At 71.5% G+C, this 14,587-nt stretch carries 15 protein-coding genes and 1 tRNA gene; 14 read left to right on the forward strand and 2 right to left on the reverse strand.

Translation table 11 applies throughout. The features are described from left to right. Positions 1 to 654: 654 nt before the first annotated feature. The 6 genes from ACIQFX_RS03380 (at position 655) to ACIQFX_RS03405 (ending at position 5,400) form a co-directional block, all read left to right on the forward strand. Positions 655 to 1,443: a hypothetical protein gene (locus ACIQFX_RS03380; protein WP_402458445.1), complete on the forward strand. Its 789-nt coding sequence runs from the start codon at positions 655 to 657 to the stop codon at positions 1,441 to 1,443. A gap of 20 nt (positions 1,444 to 1,463) precedes the next feature. Beyond that, a complete protein-coding gene (locus ACIQFX_RS03385; protein WP_402458448.1) occupies positions 1,464 to 2,078 on the forward strand; it encodes a phosphoribosyltransferase family protein in 615 nt (204 codons plus the stop codon). Positions 2,079 to 2,198: 120 nt separating this feature from the next. Next, a complete protein-coding gene (gene purE, locus ACIQFX_RS03390; protein ID WP_402458592.1) occupies positions 2,199 to 2,651 on the forward strand; it encodes a 5-(carboxyamino)imidazole ribonucleotide mutase in 453 nt (150 codons plus the stop codon). A 72-nt stretch (positions 2,652 to 2,723) separates the two neighbouring features. Further along, entirely contained in the window at positions 2,724 to 3,155 is a 432-nt protein-coding gene (locus tag ACIQFX_RS03395) for a hypothetical protein (RefSeq protein ID WP_402458451.1), read from the forward strand. A 6-nt stretch (positions 3,156 to 3,161) separates the two neighbouring features. Further along, the gene (locus tag ACIQFX_RS03400) at positions 3,162 to 4,175 is read left to right on the forward strand and encodes a phosphatidylglycerol lysyltransferase domain-containing protein (RefSeq protein WP_402458454.1); all 1,014 of its coding nucleotides are present in this window, start codon (positions 3,162 to 3,164) and stop codon (positions 4,173 to 4,175) included. A 289-nt stretch (positions 4,176 to 4,464) separates the two neighbouring features. Further along, a complete protein-coding gene (locus tag ACIQFX_RS03405; protein ID WP_402458457.1) occupies positions 4,465 to 5,400 on the forward strand; it encodes a hypothetical protein in 936 nt (311 codons plus the stop codon). Positions 5,401 to 5,911: 511 nt separating this feature from the next. Here the strand turns inward: ACIQFX_RS03405 and ACIQFX_RS03410 are convergent. Then, positions 5,912 to 6,502: a dihydrofolate reductase family protein gene (locus tag ACIQFX_RS03410; protein WP_402458458.1), complete on the reverse strand. Its 591-nt coding sequence runs from the start codon at positions 6,500 to 6,502 to the stop codon at positions 5,912 to 5,914. Positions 6,503 to 6,801: 299 nt separating this feature from the next. On the opposite strand from ACIQFX_RS03410, the gene ACIQFX_RS03415 reads away from it, so the two are divergent. Together ACIQFX_RS03415 and ACIQFX_RS03420 are read left to right on the forward strand one after the other, a co-directional pair. Beyond that, a complete protein-coding gene (locus tag ACIQFX_RS03415; RefSeq protein ID WP_402458461.1) occupies positions 6,802 to 8,226 on the forward strand; it encodes a diacylglycerol/lipid kinase family protein in 1,425 nt (474 codons plus the stop codon). After that, complete coding sequence (locus tag ACIQFX_RS03420) at positions 8,223 to 8,828, forward strand: phosphatase PAP2 family protein (protein ID WP_402458464.1); 606 nt, start codon at positions 8,223 to 8,225, stop codon at positions 8,826 to 8,828. Before ACIQFX_RS03415 ends, ACIQFX_RS03420 begins: the two co-directional genes overlap by 4 nt. Before the next feature lie 230 nt (positions 8,829 to 9,058). Here the strand turns inward: ACIQFX_RS03420 and sigJ are convergent, their stop codons facing one another. After that, positions 9,059 to 10,033, reverse strand: a complete 975-nt coding sequence (gene sigJ, locus ACIQFX_RS03425; protein WP_402458467.1) for an RNA polymerase sigma factor SigJ — start codon at positions 10,031 to 10,033, stop codon at positions 9,059 to 9,061. 179 nt (positions 10,034 to 10,212) lie between these two features. Between sigJ and ACIQFX_RS03430 the strand changes: the two genes are divergently transcribed. From ACIQFX_RS03430 to ACIQFX_RS03455, 6 genes are all read left to right on the forward strand, one after another. Continuing rightward, the gene (locus tag ACIQFX_RS03430; protein WP_402458593.1) at positions 10,213 to 10,713 is read left to right on the forward strand and encodes a rhodanese-like domain-containing protein; all 501 of its coding nucleotides are present in this window, start codon (positions 10,213 to 10,215) and stop codon (positions 10,711 to 10,713) included. Between the two features lie 53 nt (positions 10,714 to 10,766). Beyond that, positions 10,767 to 10,840: transfer RNA gene (locus ACIQFX_RS03435), tRNA-Met, on the forward strand. 138 nt (positions 10,841 to 10,978) lie between these two features. Then, positions 10,979 to 11,719 carry a MerR family transcriptional regulator gene (locus ACIQFX_RS03440; protein ID WP_402458470.1) on the forward strand — a complete coding sequence of 247 codons (741 nt, stop codon included), beginning with the start codon at positions 10,979 to 10,981 and terminating at the stop codon, positions 11,717 to 11,719. A gap of 120 nt (positions 11,720 to 11,839) precedes the next feature. After that, positions 11,840 to 12,226, forward strand: coding sequence for a hypothetical protein (locus ACIQFX_RS03445; protein ID WP_402458473.1), 387 nt, complete (start codon positions 11,840 to 11,842; stop codon positions 12,224 to 12,226). A gap of 63 nt (positions 12,227 to 12,289) precedes the next feature. Next, the gene (locus ACIQFX_RS03450; protein ID WP_402458476.1) at positions 12,290 to 13,315 is read left to right on the forward strand and encodes a PLP-dependent cysteine synthase family protein; all 1,026 of its coding nucleotides are present in this window, start codon (positions 12,290 to 12,292) and stop codon (positions 13,313 to 13,315) included. Beyond that, a complete protein-coding gene (locus tag ACIQFX_RS03455; protein WP_402458479.1) occupies positions 13,312 to 14,544 on the forward strand; it encodes an MFS transporter in 1,233 nt (410 codons plus the stop codon). Before ACIQFX_RS03450 ends, ACIQFX_RS03455 begins: the two co-directional genes overlap by 4 nt. Positions 14,545 to 14,587: the final 43 nt, after the last annotated feature.

The raw sequence follows: 14,587 nt of genomic DNA on the forward strand, positions 1-14,587 counted from the left end.
TCCGTGTTGCCGGCCGGAGTTTCCGGTTTTCCCGGTTCTCCGGCTTCGCGAATTGCTTTGCGAGGTGAAGAAGCAAGGGATGCCGAACGTTATCTGGTCAATTCGTCCGGCGTCGCGGTCGATCCCCGTGTGATGCATCGCCATGAATTCCCCGCGATGCCGCTCACTCATTCCGTCGAACGGCGGTTTATTGCAGGGTCCTTGACGGGAAGTCGCTTCGGTTCGGGAAGCTAGCAGGCCCCATCATTCGAGGTCAACCGTGGTCAACGGCCTTGCCGTGCAGTGGGATTAACTCCACTCCGCATTCTGTTTAATACAGTTAACGACGCGGGTAGATGTCCGATTTCGATCCTCTTAAGCGAGACCTCCACGGGAACTGCTGGGAAACGACTTGCAATGACGGCGAGTCAATGTAGTACGGTCGATTGGTCTCGGCGTGGGGATGGGGGAGTGCGAACACCGTCAGCGTTCGGCGTGCTTTCCCTGAGCGTATTCGACGTTCTGACCAAGAGTCGGTCCGCATCCTCACTGACGGCCGAATCCGACGTCACCGCGGCAGCAATACGACCGTCGGCTGCGGAGTCGCCGGCGCTTCGGAGTGTCTCCACGGACCCCCGGACGATCTCTGACTGCCCCACTGGGAAGTGAACGAGCATGACCACTGGAAATCGGCGTGACCAACGGCCCGACTGGGTCCTGGATCCGAACATCCTGAAGGAGAGCGAGCAGAACATCCGGACTGCTCCGACCATCGACTTCGCGGAGCCTTTCTACCCCGGCAAGCTCATCGTGTTCGAGGGCGTGGACGGCAGCGGCAAGTCGACCAGTCTGCGCAACGCCGCCGATTACCTGGAAAACCGGGGGATCCCGGTCGAGGTCCTCGACCTGCTGTCGCCGAGCTGCCGTCAGCTCCCCTATTTCCGGACGTACGCGGACGACCCGACGACGGCGCTCCGAGGGGAGATCGACCAGGCGTCGCTCGGCATCGTCTGCCTCGGCGACCGCCTCATGAGGTTCCGGACGCACTACAACAAGCGTCTCCGGGAGGGCACGTGGCTGCTCTGCGACCGGTACGTCTTCACGCCCATCGCGGAGACGATGGCGCTGGGCACCCAGGATGACGACGTGGCCACCATGATCTCGCTGGCCGGCCGGTTCCCCCGTCCTGACCTGGGGTTCGGCCCCCGCGTGGAGCCGGACATCGCGATCGAGCGCATCCGGCAGCGCCCGAAGGACCAGGGCAAGGTCCTCGACCCCGGCTTCTACCGGCGGGCGATCTCCTCGTTCCACAGCCTGCTCGGCCACCACGGCTTCGTGGACCTCGACACCCGCCTCGGCGTCGACGCCGCGCTGGAGACCATGCGCGCCCACCTCGACCCGCTGGTCGACTCCTATCTCGCCGAGCGCGAGAAGGCTCTCGCCCCGCGCGACCTGTCCGCTTGACCAGAAGGATGTGACCCGGCATGGAATTCGGTACCTCGACCAGGACCCGGTTCGCCCCGCGCGAGCGCGACGCCGACCCTTTGGTGATCGAGACGCAGCGCAAGGCGGCTGAACTTCTCGACGACCACAAGGTCATGATTCCGGACTTTCCGCTGCAGGGAGTCCGCTATCTCGACTTCTACCGCACATTCGATCGGAATCCGGCAGTCCGGGCGGCGGCCCTCGACTGCCTGGAAGCCCGTTACGCCGACCACGACATCGACGCGATCGCCGGCGTCGGCGGCGGTGGATTCGGGCTCGGCGCCTGCCTGGCACACGCGCTGGGAATCCCCTTCCACCCGATCCGCAAGGCGAGCGACACCGTCTACGACGCCCTGTCGACCTCGGTCGGCATGGTGTACGCGGAGCGCCAGCTGACGCTCGCCTCGGACATCGTGACCGAGAACGAGAAGGTCGTCCTCGTCGACGACACCGTCGCCACCGGAGGGACGTCGCTGGGCGCCCTGGATCTGCTGCGGCGCGCCGGCGCGGACGTGGTCGAAGTCGCCACTCTCTTCGAGACGACGTCGAAGGACGGCAGGAACGCCCTCGCGCCCACACCGCTGTTCGCGATCCTCAGCCGGGCCCACTTCTAGCCGAAGCCAGGCCCGCTTCCTGCCGAAGCCGGGCCCACTTCCAGTCGCAAAGGAACGCAGACAGTGAATGCGAGCAGTGTCCCGGAGCCGGGGGCCGCGACCGCGGACGTCGCCATCATCATGGGGAGCACGTCCGACTGGCCGACGATGAAGCATGCGGCGGACAGCCTGGACTCCCTGGGCGTGCCCTACGTCGTGCGGATCGTCTCGGCCCACCGGACGCCGGACCGGTTGTTCTCCTTCGCCCGGGGCGCCCGCGCGGCCGGAATCAAGGTCATCATCGCCGGCACCTCCGGCGCCGCACACCTGCCGGGCATGGCGGCGTCCCTGACCGAGCTGCCGGTGATCGGCGTGCCGGTCGAGTCGAAGTCCCTCAAGGGGCTGGACTCCCTGCTGGCGATCGCGCAGATGCCGGGCGGCATCCCGGTGGGCACGACCGCCATCGGCGACGCCGGCGCGCGCAACGCCGGCCTGCTGGCGGCGCAGATCCTCGCGCTGTCGGACGACGACCTCGCCGTCCGCGTCCGCGAGGGCAGGGCCAAGCTGGCGGCCGACGTCCCCGAGACGATCTAGCCGCCGTTCCCGGCACCTCCGACGCACTCCCCTCCTGCCCGTGTCTCCGGCCCCACAGAATCGACGAAGCGCATGGAATTGCAGCTGTCCATCGGCGACACCGTTCGCCCAGATTTTTGCCTGCCCTCCACGGCGGTCGGGGTCGACCGCTACCTGATGCGGTCGTTCGACGGGCGAGAGGTCCGCTGGGACAGCTACACCCTCGCATCGGACTCGCCGGCCCCGTACGACCGCTGGTGGCTGGTGAACACCCCGGGCCGCGGAGCGCACGTCTTCACCGCCGCGGACGAGGTGCCGGCCGACGCAGGGTTCCGCAAGGAACTGAGCGGTCTGGTGGCGCTGAACAGTGAAGGGGACGCCGCCCTCTCCGGAGACGTCGGCGCACTGGCCATGTACGCCGACGCATCCGATGTCCTGTACGCCGAGGAGGTCTTCGGCGACGCCGACCGACTGGTCTTCGTGGGACGGCCCTTCGCGGCGGCAGATCGCAAGACGGAGCACTGAGGCCGCATGCGCCAGCCGAAGAATTTGGGATACGAGGACTTCAAGGCCCTCCTGACGGATTTCGGTGCGGCCCACATCGACAGCTATGTCAACGCGCCGCTCTACTACCTGCTGACCGGGCGGCGGGGCGCCTGGGTCTACCGAAGCCGGGACGCCTGCGTGGTGACCTGCTGCCATCCTCACCTCGACGACTGCATCATGGTGTTCCCGGAGGTCGGCGCCGACCCCGACCACCGGCTGACCGCCTCGGTGCTGCGCCAACTCGGCGCGTCGGAAACCGATGTGCGGCTGGTCCGCTACACGGCGGAGGACCTGGAGAAGCTGACCGCCCGACTGGCGGCCGACGGCGAGCCGATCACCGTCGAGGTGGTCCCCGAGGACGTCATGGACTGGCGCTACCCGGTCCGGGTGCTCGACACCGCACGGGTGTCGGCCCTGGAAGGCTCGACCTTCGTCAAGATCCGCAACAAGTACAAGCGGGCGGCGGACGGCCTGACCGTGACTCCGCTGCGCGACATCGACACCCTGCGTGCGCTGCGGGCGGCCCTCCGCTTCTGGGAAGGCACCATGATCCTGGAGCGCAAGGACACCATCGGCATGTCGGAGTTCTACGACGAGCTCTTCAAGGTCATCGAGATGCAACCCGACTGCGTCGACGGGCTCTTCTTCCAGCAGGGCCGGCGCCCGGTCGGCTTCTCCGTGTGGGAGGCGCTGGACGGCAAGACCGCGAACCTGTACGTGAACCTCTGCGACAGCACCGTGATCGGACTGTCCGACTTCCAGCTGGTGAACTCCTGCAGACACCTGGCCGAGAACGGATACTCCCTGCTGAACATGGGCGGCTCGGAGCTGGAGAGCCTGGACTCCTTCAAATCCAAGTACGGTCCCGCCCAGAGCATCGACCTGCTCTCGGCGAAGGTGACGTACTCCCTGTCGAGAACGTCGTCGGACATGGAGATCCACACCGTCATCGAACCCACGGTGGGCGTACGCCACCACACCTTCCCTGCAAGCCTGTAGAGCCGGCCGCGGAGGGTCCGGTCGGCCGTGCCCGGGCCGGCCCGTACGCGGCCCGCGCGCGGCCGGCCCGCACAGTGAGCAGCTCGGCTATCTTGCCCGACACCAGATCGGCGGCCACGCCGCCTACCACGGAGGTTGCGATGACGAGGGTTACGGCGCGAGGCGCGGACGGGGCGGCCAGGTTAGGGCGGTCCCGCTCGGCCTGCTCGCACGAGGGACACGAGCCGCTCCGAAACCGAGCGGTGCTGCTGACCGACCCGATCGACGCGGAACCGCTCTGGAGACGACGATGCCGTCCGCCCAACAGTCCCTGACCAGGCGGCCGTCGAAGGGTCAGGACTCGTTCGCCCGAGCACTTCGCGCCGCCATCGAAACCAGCGAGCTGGGACTCAGCCAGCTCCAACTGCGCCTCGAAGAACACGGGGTCAGGATCAGCCTTGCAACACTGAGCTACTGGCAGACCGGCCGCAGCCGCCCCGAGCGCCCCGGATCGTTCCTCGCCGTCGACCAGATCGAGCAGATCCTCGACCTCCAACCGGACAGTCTGCGCGGCCTGCTCGGCCCCCGCCGCCCGCGCGGCAGGTGCACCGACCGCGAGCGGTCCGCACTTCCCGTCGGCGCCTTGTGGCCGGAACGCGATGCGGTCGAGGCCGCCGTACGCGACCTCGACCTCCGCTGGGACGACGCGCTGGAACGCATCAGCCTTCACGACCGCCTCATCATCGGACCCGACCGCCGCGAGGAGTCGTTCCGGACACGGCAGGTCCTGCGCGCCCGGCGCAGCGGCCCCGACCGCTGCGTGCACATCTACCGTCTCGACGAACCGCACCTCCCGCCGCCGGAGATACGCCCCCTGCGCGGCTGCCGGCCGGGCCGAGTGGCCGCCCACCCGGGGACCGGACTCCTCACAGCCGAACTGCTCTTCGACCAGCCCCTGGCCCTGGGCGAGACCGTCATCGTCGAATTCGAACTGCGCCATCGCGAACGCCGCCCGCTCGCGACCCACTGGGAGCGCAAGATCCGTGTCCCGGTCCGCCAGTACGACCTGGAGATCGAGTTCGCCCCACCGGCGCTCCCCGCGGCCTTCGAGCACTACGTCGCCCCGGGCACGAACGGATCCGAGCGGTCCTGCCCCCCAGTGGCCCTGGACGCCGCCCACCGCGTACACGCCGTCGCCCTGGACCTCGATCCCTGCCGCTACGGCATGCGGTGGTCCTGGACGTAGCCCAAGCGTCCCATGGCCCGGCCCCGCACTGCTCCGCACCCCTCAGGCGCCGTGTGGTCGGGCTCCACACGCTGGATTCACCCGATGGGGTGCCGCGCGGGATCGACGTCGACGGTGGGCCGTAGCGCCGTCGCGTGCGTGAGCGATGCATGAGCGGACGTTCCGGCACGGCCTGGTTTCGGCCGGATCGCTCGGCACCGCTCACCCCGTCCGACCGGGCATCCCCGGACGGAGCAGCACCGCCCGGCATCACCCGCCCCGCTGCGGAGCGCCCCGACCGGTTTCGACCGGTCGGGGCGCTCTGCCGTTGTGCCGAACTGATGCTCCGTACGGGAGCCGAGCCGTTGAATATGCGCCTTGTGCGGCCTTTGTCCAGCCTCGAAGTTCACGATCCTGCGGCTGTACGAGCCGCTGGAGCCGTGGTTCGACCGGACCTGGCGCCCCGGCGAGTTCGAGCCCGTCGACGCCGGCTGATCATTCGGGTCACTCGGGCCCGGTCACTCGGGCCGGTTCACTCGGGGCGGCGGTAGGTGCAGACGTTGACGCCGAGGGGGCTGGTGACGGTGGAGACCAGTTCGAGGGTGCGGAGGGTGCCGTCCGCGGGGAAGATCGACTTGCCGCCGCCGACGAGCACCGGCATGACGATGAGCCGGAGTTCGTCGGCGAGGTCCTCGGCGAGGAGGGTGCGGACGAGGGCGGCGCTGCCCATGACGAGGAGGTCGCCGCCGGGGGCGCCGTGGAGTTCGCGGAGGCGGGCGAGGGCCTTGTCGCCGGGGACGAGGGTGGTGTTGTTCCAGCTGAGGTCGGCCTCGCCGAGGGTGCCGGAGACGACGTACTTCGGGATCGAGTTCATCCGGTCGGCGAAGGGGTCCCCGGCCCGCGCCGGCCAGGCGGCCGCCATCGTCTGCCAGGTGCGGCGGCCGAAGAGCAGGGCCTCGGCCCGCTCGGCGGCCTCGGCGAAGGTGCCGCCGACGACCTCCGGGTCGAAGAAGGGTCCGGTCCAGCCGCCGTTGGCGAATCCGCCGTCGGTGTCCTCCTTGCGGCCGCCGGGGCCCTGGACGACGCCGTCGAGGCTCATGAACTCGGTGATGACGATGCGCATGGGACCTGCTCCTGTGGTTCGTCGGGCTGCTGTGCCGGGGTGTGCGTTCCGTGTGTACGTCCGGGGTACGCGTTCAGGGCGTACGTAAGGGGAGACGGCGGCGCCCTCCGGAAATCATCGCTCCCGCGAAGATCTTTTTCCTGCGAACGGCTCCTCCCGGGGCGCGCGGTGAGGCAGCGTGGGTGAGTCTGGACGGTGGAGCGCCGGGCGCGGAGCGTGGAGGTGGGCCGGTGACGGCGACGGAGAACGGGGCAGGGGACCCGAAGGGGTCACACGGGCATGGAGGCACAGAGGATCCGATGGCCCGGGCCCGGCTGATGGCCCGGTGCGCGCTGCTGGCCGCGGTGGCCGGCGTCGTCCTGCTGCTCACGGGACTCGGCGCCGGAGGCCTGCTGGTCCTCGTCATCGGGCTCGCGGGGATGGTCGGCGCGGCCGTGGGCGTCTGGTGGTTCCTCGCCCACCGCGGACCGCTGCGGCTGCTCGGCGCGGTGGTCGCCGTCGGCGCGCCCGTCGCGGTCCTGATCCTGTACATCGCCTTCGGCCTGTGGCTGACGGTGCTCCTCGCCTCCGCCCTGTGGGGGGTGGCGCTGGTCTGCGCGCGGACGGCCCTGCACCGCTCCGAGGACGGGACCGGGACCGGCACGCAGACGGTCCGGGTGCGGGGCGAGCGGAGGCCGAGCCCCCGCCGGCCCGTCCTGATCATGAACCCGAAGTCCGGGGGCGGGAAGGTCGGCCGCTTCGGGCTCGTGGAGCGGGCGGAGAAGCTGGGCGCCCGGGTCGTCCTGATCGACCCGTCCGTCGAGACGGACGTCGCCGCGCTCGCCCGCGAGGCCGTCGCCGACGGCGCCGACCTGCTGGGGGTGGCCGGCGGTGACGGCACCCAGGCGCTGGTCGCGGCGGTGGCCGCCGAGCACGACCTGCCGTTCCTCGTCATCTCGGCCGGCACCCGCAACCACTTCGCCCTCGATCTGGGGCTCGACCGCGAGGACCCGTCGACCTGCCTCGACGCCCTCGTCGACGGCGAGGAACTCCGGGTCGACCTCGGCTCGGTCTCCGGCCGGGCCTTCGTCAACACGGTCTCCTTCGGGGTGTACGCGGACGTCGTCCAGCGCCCCGAGTACCGCGACGCGAAGGCCGGCACCGCCCTCGACGCCCTGCCCGACCTGCTCCAGGGCGGTCAGGGGTCCGGCCTCGACGCGGTCGCCGACGACCACCGGCTGCTCGCCCAGCAGGCGATCCTGATCAGCAACAACCCGTACGCCGCCCCCGATCCGTTCGGCGCGGCCGCCGCCACCAGACCGCGGCTCGACGGGGGTGAGCTCGGCGTGATCGGCGTCCGCGTGACCGGCGCCGCGGAGGCCGCCGGCCTCGCGGTGCGGGGGGCGCAGGCGACCGCCCTGAACGTCCTGACGGCCCATAGGGTCGAGGTCACGGGCACCATCGGGAAGCCCGGCAACGGCAACGGGACGGGCAACGGCCATGACGGCGGCAACGGGACCGGGACCGGCTGGGTCGTCGGCGGCACCATCCCCGTCGCGGTCGACGGCGAGGCGCTCAACCTGCCCACCCCGGTCGTCTGCACCCTCCGGCCCCGCGCCCTGCGGGTCCTGGTGCCCCGCGACCGGCCGGGGTCCGTCCCGCCCCCGCCGCGCCTGGACTGGCGGCGGATCACCGAGCTCGCGTTCCACAGTTCACCCGGCACCACCCGAAGGAACAGCACATGATCACGACGACGAAGAACGGTCCGTTCAAGGACGTCCTCGGAGACCTCCGCGCGGTCGACGGCGCCGTGTACGCCGCCGTGGCCGCGACGCCCACGCCGACGCTCGACATGCGGCTGCGGCTGCTCTCCAGGACGGCCGACCACTCGAAGATCTCGTTCATGGTGGCGGCCGGGCTCGCCCTCGTGCCGGGCCGTCCGCGCCGGGCGGCGCTCGCCGGCCTCGGGGCGATCGGGCTGGCCTCGGCCTCGGCCAACCTGCTGGGCAAGCGGCTGGTCCGCCGGGCGCGGCCGGACCGCGAGGCGGCCCGGGTGGAGGTGAGCCGGCACGTCCCGATGCCCGACTCGGCCTCGTTCCCGTCCGGGCACACCGCGTCGGCCGTCGCCTTCGCCACCGCCGTCGGGGTGGTGCTGCCGGTCGCTGCGGCGCCCCTCGGGATCCTCGCGGGGGCGGTGGGCTACTCCCGGGTGCACACCGGGGTCCACTACCCGGGCGACGTCGTCGCGGGCGCGGTCCTCGGCGTCGTGAGCGCCGCCGTCGCCCTGACGGTCGAAGTGTCCTGGACGGCGGCCATCGCCAAGGCGAACGCAGCCAAGGCGAAGTGAGCATCCGGCGGCGGTCGAGGCGTCCCGGACGGCGGCCGTCGCCAGGCGAAGTGAGCACCCGACAGGAGGGCCCGCCCGCCCGGTGACCCTCCTGAGGGCGGGCGGGCGCCGTGCGGCGGCCGCCCCCACCGGCGGGGGAACCCCCGTACGCCCGGTTGGGAACCCCCGTACACCCCCGTGCACCCCGTACGGCGTGGCGCGGTGGGTTCCCTCCCGTGGGGCGGCCGGTCTCAGTGGGCGGCGAGGGCCAGTTCCTCGGCGGTGAGGCCGAGGGCGGCCAGGCGCTCCGGGTCCGCGAGGACTTCGAGGCCGACGATGCGGTCCCCGGCGATCGTGAACGACATGAGTGCGGCCGGCCGTCCGTCGACGACGGAGAGGAAGGCCGGCGAGCCGTTGACGACGACCGGCAGCGACGCCTTCCGGAACTTGGCGTACATGAGGGCCTGTGCGATGACGGCCTCGGCGCCGCGCACCAGCTTGGAGGCGCCCGCGAGGATGCGGCCGCCGTCCGCGCGCAGGACGACGTCCGGGTCGAGGACGGCGAGGAGGCCCTCGAAGTCGCCGCCGTTCGCGGCGGCGATGAAGGCGTCGGCGATCTCCCGCTGGCGCCGGGCGTCCGGGCCGGGGCCGGGGGTGGCGTCCTGGACCCGGCGGCGGGCGCGGCTGGCGAGCTGCCGGGTCGCGGCCGGCGTGCGGTCCACGATCTGCGCGATCTCGTCGAAGGAGACGGCGAACATGTCGTGGAGGACGAACGCGAGGCGTTCGGCCGGCGACAGGGTCTCCAGGACGACGAGGAGTGCGAGGCCGACGGACTCGGTGAGTTCGGCGGCGTGCTCCGGGTCGGTGGCGTCGGCGATCCGGACCACCGGGTCGGGGAGGTAGTACTCCAGCGGGTCCTCGCGGCGCGAGCCGCGGGAGCGCAGCATGTCCAGGCAGACGCGGCCGACGACCGTGGTCAGCCAGCCGCTGAGGTTCTCCACCGCGCTGACGTCGGCGCGGCTCAGCTTGAACCAGGCCTCCTGGACGGCGTCCTCGGCCTCGCTCAGCGACCCCAGCATCCGGTAGGCCACCGCCCGCAGGTGGTTCCGGTCGGCCTCGAAGCGCCGGGCCAGGAGTTCCTTGTCGGCCGCTCCGACCGCGAACTCCCCGCCGGCACGTTCCTTCTCGGCGTCCACTCGTCGATCTCCCCCTTCGTGTTCCGCCATGCCTTCATGACGGATGAAACCCTGCCTATGTGACACGAGCCGAGGGGGTCCGGGTGGGATCTGTCGTTCCGGCACGTGAGATCCCCGCCGCCTCGTGGTGAACGCCGGGGATTCCCCGGTCGAAGCTCGCGAGCGCCGGGAATCCCCACTTCAGCCCGATGGTCGCCGTCCGTAGATTGATCATCATGACGACGACATCGACGCAGGCCAACCCCGTTCTCCGCACCCCGCCGGCCTCTCCGGCCGCCGCTGCCGCGTACTTCTCCGCGAGTCTCGCGTTCCACGCCGACGTCTCCGACGTGGCCTCCGTGCTGGCGACGGCGGCTGCCGACGGCACCGACCCCGGCTTCGTGGTGGTCGACTCGCGCTCGACGGCCTCCTGGGACCAGGGGCACGTCCCGGGTGCGGTCCACCTGCCGACCGCGCTGATCCCCGAGCAGGCCGAGCAGCTGCTCGACCGGTCCGTGCCGGTCGTCACGTACTGCTGGGGCCCCGGCTGCAACGGCGCCACCCGCGCCGCGCTGGCCCTCGCCGAGCTGGGCTTCCAGGTCAAGGAGATGCTCGGCGGCTTCGAGTACTGGGTGCGTGAGGGCTTCGCGTACGAGACCTGGGAAGGGCCCGCGGAGAAGGCCGCGGACCCCCTGACGGCGCCGGTCGACTCCGACGACTGCGGGTGCTGACGCAAACCGATTTCGTGATCGCCCCGGTCATGCCGTAGAGTCATGTTTACCGACGCGGGGTGGAGCAGCTCGGTAGCTCGCTGGGCTCATAACCCAGAGGTCGCAGGTTCAAATCCTGTCCCCGCTACTCAGTAGCAACGAAGGCCCGGATCCATTCACTGGATCCGGGCCTTCGTCGTTCCCCGGTTCTCCCCGGTGGTTCTCCTCGGTTCTCTCCGCTTGGGCGCTTGACCTTTACGCGACGTCAAGATTTAGCGTTTTCGGCATGGAGTGGTCGATCCAAGAGGTCGCCAAGAAGGCCGGCACCACCAGCCGCACCCTCCGCCACTACGGGGAGCGCGGACTGCTGGAGCCGAGCCGGATCGGCGCGAACGGTTACCGGTACTACGACCAGCGGGCGCTGGTGCGGCTCCAGCGCATCCTGCTGCTGCGCGAGCTGGGGCTCTCCCTGCCCGCGATCGCCGAGGTCCTCGAAGGGCAGCGGGACACGTCCGCGGCCCTGCGGACGCATCTCGCGCTCCTGGAGCAGGAGCGCGAGCGCATCGGACGCCAGATCGCGTCGGTGCGGACCACTCTCCACAAGACCGAGAACGGAGAAGAACTCATGGCCGACGAAGTGTTCGACGGCTTCGACCACACGGTGTACGAGCAGGAGGTCACCGAGCGCTGGGGCCGCGACGCGTACGCGCGGGGCGACCGCTGGTGGCGCTCGCTCGACGCCACGCAGAAGAAGGCCTTCATGGACGAACAGGCCGCCATCGCCCGCGACTTCGGGCAGGCGGCCCGCGACGGCCTGGCGGCCGACAGCGACGAGGTGCAGGCCGTCACGCGGCGCCAGATCACCTGGCTGTCCGCCACCACGACACCGAGCAGGGAGTACGTGATCGGCCTCGGCCGGATGTACGTCGACGACCCCCGCTTCACCGCCCACTACGACCGGCACGGCGAGGGCACCGCGCTCCTCGTCCGGGACGCGATGAGGATCTACGCGGAGCGGAACCTCTAGGGCGCGCCGTTCGGCGGGAGTGAGCGGAAGTGGACGGAGGTGAGCGGAAGTAAACGGTGGCCGAAACCGCGCCCGCCTCTTTGCGGGCGCACGGTGCCCCACCGTAATGTCGCGCGCACCATGAGTGACCGGTGTGTGGGCGATGCGAGCGGAGTGAGCCGGCGGGCGCCCGCCGTGCTCGTGCTCCTCGCGCTCCTCGCCCTCCTCGGGAGCGTCTGCCACGGCTCCCAGGGCCATCTGCTGCCGACCGCCGGCACGACGACCGTCTCCGCGCCCGGCCTCCCGCACGGGTGCGAGCGGCCCGGGGAAGCGTGGTCCTTCGACGCACACCTCCCCGCGCAGGCCGCGTCCTCGCAGCTCGCCGCGCCCGATGCCGGCGGAGCCGTACCCCTGTCGTACGAAGCGGACCTCCGCACCGATCCCCGCGCGCGCTGCGTCCGGGGCCGGGCGGGGCCGGGGCCCGAGCCGGGCCGTCTGCTGATCGCCCTCGGAGTGGACCGGAACTGAGCCGGGTCCCGCCCTCGCGTGACCAGGTTCCCTTCCGCGTACCCACTTCAAGGACGTACTCCCATGAGCGCACCACTGACGACCCTGTCCGTCCAGGGGCAGACCGTCGGCAACACCCCCGTCCTCCGGACGGACGACGGCTACTGGGCCAAGCTCGAAGGCTTCAACTTCGGCGGCATCAAGGACCGGGCCGCCCTCTACATGGTCGAGCAGGCCCGCCGCCGCGGCGAGCTGCGGCCCGGCGCCCCGATCGTCGAGTCGACCTCGGGGACCCTCGGTCTCGGCCTGGCGCTCGCCGGCGTGCTCCACGGGCATCCGGTGCACGTGGTCACCGATCCCGGCCTCGAACCGATCGTCGAGCGGATGCTCGTCGCCCACGGCGCCCAGGTGCACGTCGTGCGCGAGCCGAGCCCGCACGGCGGCTGGCAGCAGGCCCGGATGGACCGGGTCGCCGAACTCCTCACGAGCCTGGACGGGGCCTGGTGGCCCAACCAGTACGGGAACCCCGACAACCCCGACGCGTACGCCGGGCTCGCCGCCGAACTGTCCGGGCAGCTCGACCGGATCGACGTCCTCGTGTGCGCGGTCGGCACCGGCGGCCACTCGGCCGGGATCTCCCGGGCCCTGCGCGCCGGCGGCAGCCCCGCCCTCGAACTGGTCGGCGTGGACTCCGTCGACTCCACCGTCTTCGGCCTGCCGGCCGGGAACCGGCTGATGCGGGGCCTCGGCTCCTCGATCCACCCGGGGAACGTGGACCACGGCGCCTTCGACGAGGTCCACTGGGTGGGCCCGGCGGAGGCGGTGCGGGCGGCCCGCCGCCTGGCCTCGCGCCAGTTCGCGACGGGCGGCTGGAGCGTCGGCGCGGTCGCGCTGGTCGCCGGCTGGCTGGCCCGCACCCGGCCGCGCGGGACCCGGATCGCGGCGGTCTTCCCCGACGGGCCGCAGCGGTACTTCGACACCGTCTTCAACGACGAGTTCTGCGCCGCGCACGGCCTCCTCGACGGCCCGGTGCGCGAGGACCCGGCCGCGTACGAGGCGGGGGTGCGGGTGGACGGCTGGACCCGCAAGGTCCTGGAGCGCGTCCGTTGACCACCGCGAACACGGCCGCGCCGGCCAAGGCCAAGGGGGGTGTCTGGCGGCAGAGCCGCACCTTCGACCCGGCCGTACGGCTCCTCTTCCTCAACCAGCTCACCATCAACCTCGGCTTCTACATGCTGATGCCGTACCTGGCCGCGCACCTCGCGGACGGGCTCGGGATGGCGGCCTGGGCGGTCGGGCTCGTCCTGGGCGCCCGGAACCTCTCCCAGCAGGGCATGTTCCTGGTCGGCGGGGCGCTCGCCGACCGGCTCGGCTTCAAGCCGCTCATCGTGGCCGGCTGCGCGCTGCGGACGGCCGGTTTCGGGGCGCTCGCCTTCGCCCAGTCGCTGCCGATGCTGATCGCCGCCTCCCTCGCGACCGGGCTGGCGGGGGCGCTGTTCAACCCCGCCGTACGGGCCTGCCTCGCGGCGGAGGCGGGGGAGGAGCGGCGCGTGGAGGCCTTCGCGCTCTTCAACGTGTACTACCAGGCGGGCATCCTGCTCGGGCCGCTCGTCGGGGTGGCCCTGACGGGGGTGTCGTTCCGGCTGACGTGCGGGGTGGCGGCGGTGCTGTTCGCCGGCCTGACCCTCGTACAGCTCCGGCACCTTCCCGCACGGGCGTCCCGCGCGCCCCGGGGGGAGGGGGAGCGGGGGCAGTTCCGGACGGTCCTCTCGCACCGGACCTTCTGGTTCTTCTCGCTGGCCATGACCGGCTCGTACGTGCTGTCCTTCCAGGTCTACCTGGCGCTGCCGCTCGCCGCGGACGGCACGGGGCTCACGACGGCGCTGTTCGTCGTCTCGGCGCTGGTCGCCCTCGTCGGGCAGCTGCGGATCACGGCCTGGTGTCGGCGCCGGCTGAGCCGTGAGCGGTGCCTCGTCCTCGGACTCGCCCTGATGGGCGGGGCGTTCCTCGCCCCGGCGGCGCTCGGCCGGGGCGCGGTCGGGCTGCTGCTGTGCGCCGCGGTCCTCGCCGTCGCGAACGCGGTGCTCTACCCCTACGAGATGGACACGGTCGTCGCCCTGTCCCGGGGGCGCTGGGTCGCCACCCACTACGGGCTCTACAACACCGTGTGCGGGGTCGGCATCACCCTCGGGAACCTGGGCACGGGCGCCCTCCTCGACGTCACCGGCTGGTCGGCGGCGCCGTGGCTCGGCCTGTGCGCGGTGGGACTGCTGTGCGCGGCGGCGATGGCCCTGCTGGCCCGCGGTGGCCGACTCGCCGAGGCGGCGACCGGGGGCTGAGGGGTGGCGACCGGGGCTGACCGGGGGCTGACGGGCCGCCGGT

This window comes from Streptomyces sp. NPDC093089 (assembly GCF_044754405.1).
Lineage (GTDB): Bacteria > Actinomycetota > Actinomycetes > Streptomycetales > Streptomycetaceae > Streptomyces.

Bases quoted from the DNA above. Each gene is read 5' to 3' on its own strand.
- ACIQFX_RS03380 (WP_402458445.1), top strand. From the start codon at position 655: ATGACCACTGGAAATCGGCGTGACCAACGGCCCGACTGGGTCCTGGAT.
- ACIQFX_RS03385 (WP_402458448.1), top strand. From the start codon at position 1,464: ATGGAATTCGGTACCTCGACCAGGACCCGGTTCGCCCCGCGCGAGCGC.
- purE (WP_402458592.1), top strand. From the start codon at position 2,199: ATGGGGAGCACGTCCGACTGGCCGACGATGAAGCATGCGGCGGACAGC.
- ACIQFX_RS03395 (WP_402458451.1), top strand. From the start codon at position 2,724: ATGGAATTGCAGCTGTCCATCGGCGACACCGTTCGCCCAGATTTTTGC.
- ACIQFX_RS03400 (WP_402458454.1), top strand. From the start codon at position 3,162: ATGCGCCAGCCGAAGAATTTGGGATACGAGGACTTCAAGGCCCTCCTG.
- ACIQFX_RS03405 (WP_402458457.1), top strand. From the start codon at position 4,465: ATGCCGTCCGCCCAACAGTCCCTGACCAGGCGGCCGTCGAAGGGTCAG.
- ACIQFX_RS03410 (WP_402458458.1), bottom strand. From the start codon at position 6,502: ATGCGCATCGTCATCACCGAGTTCATGAGCCTCGACGGCGTCGTCCAG.
- ACIQFX_RS03415 (WP_402458461.1), top strand. From the start codon at position 6,802: ATGGCCCGGGCCCGGCTGATGGCCCGGTGCGCGCTGCTGGCCGCGGTG.
- ACIQFX_RS03420 (WP_402458464.1), top strand. From the start codon at position 8,223: ATGATCACGACGACGAAGAACGGTCCGTTCAAGGACGTCCTCGGAGAC.
- sigJ (WP_402458467.1), bottom strand. From the start codon at position 10,033: ATGGCGGAACACGAAGGGGGAGATCGACGAGTGGACGCCGAGAAGGAA.
- ACIQFX_RS03440 (WP_402458470.1), top strand. From the start codon at position 10,979: ATGGAGTGGTCGATCCAAGAGGTCGCCAAGAAGGCCGGCACCACCAGC.
- ACIQFX_RS03445 (WP_402458473.1), top strand. From the start codon at position 11,840: ATGAGTGACCGGTGTGTGGGCGATGCGAGCGGAGTGAGCCGGCGGGCG.
- ACIQFX_RS03450 (WP_402458476.1), top strand. From the start codon at position 12,290: ATGAGCGCACCACTGACGACCCTGTCCGTCCAGGGGCAGACCGTCGGC.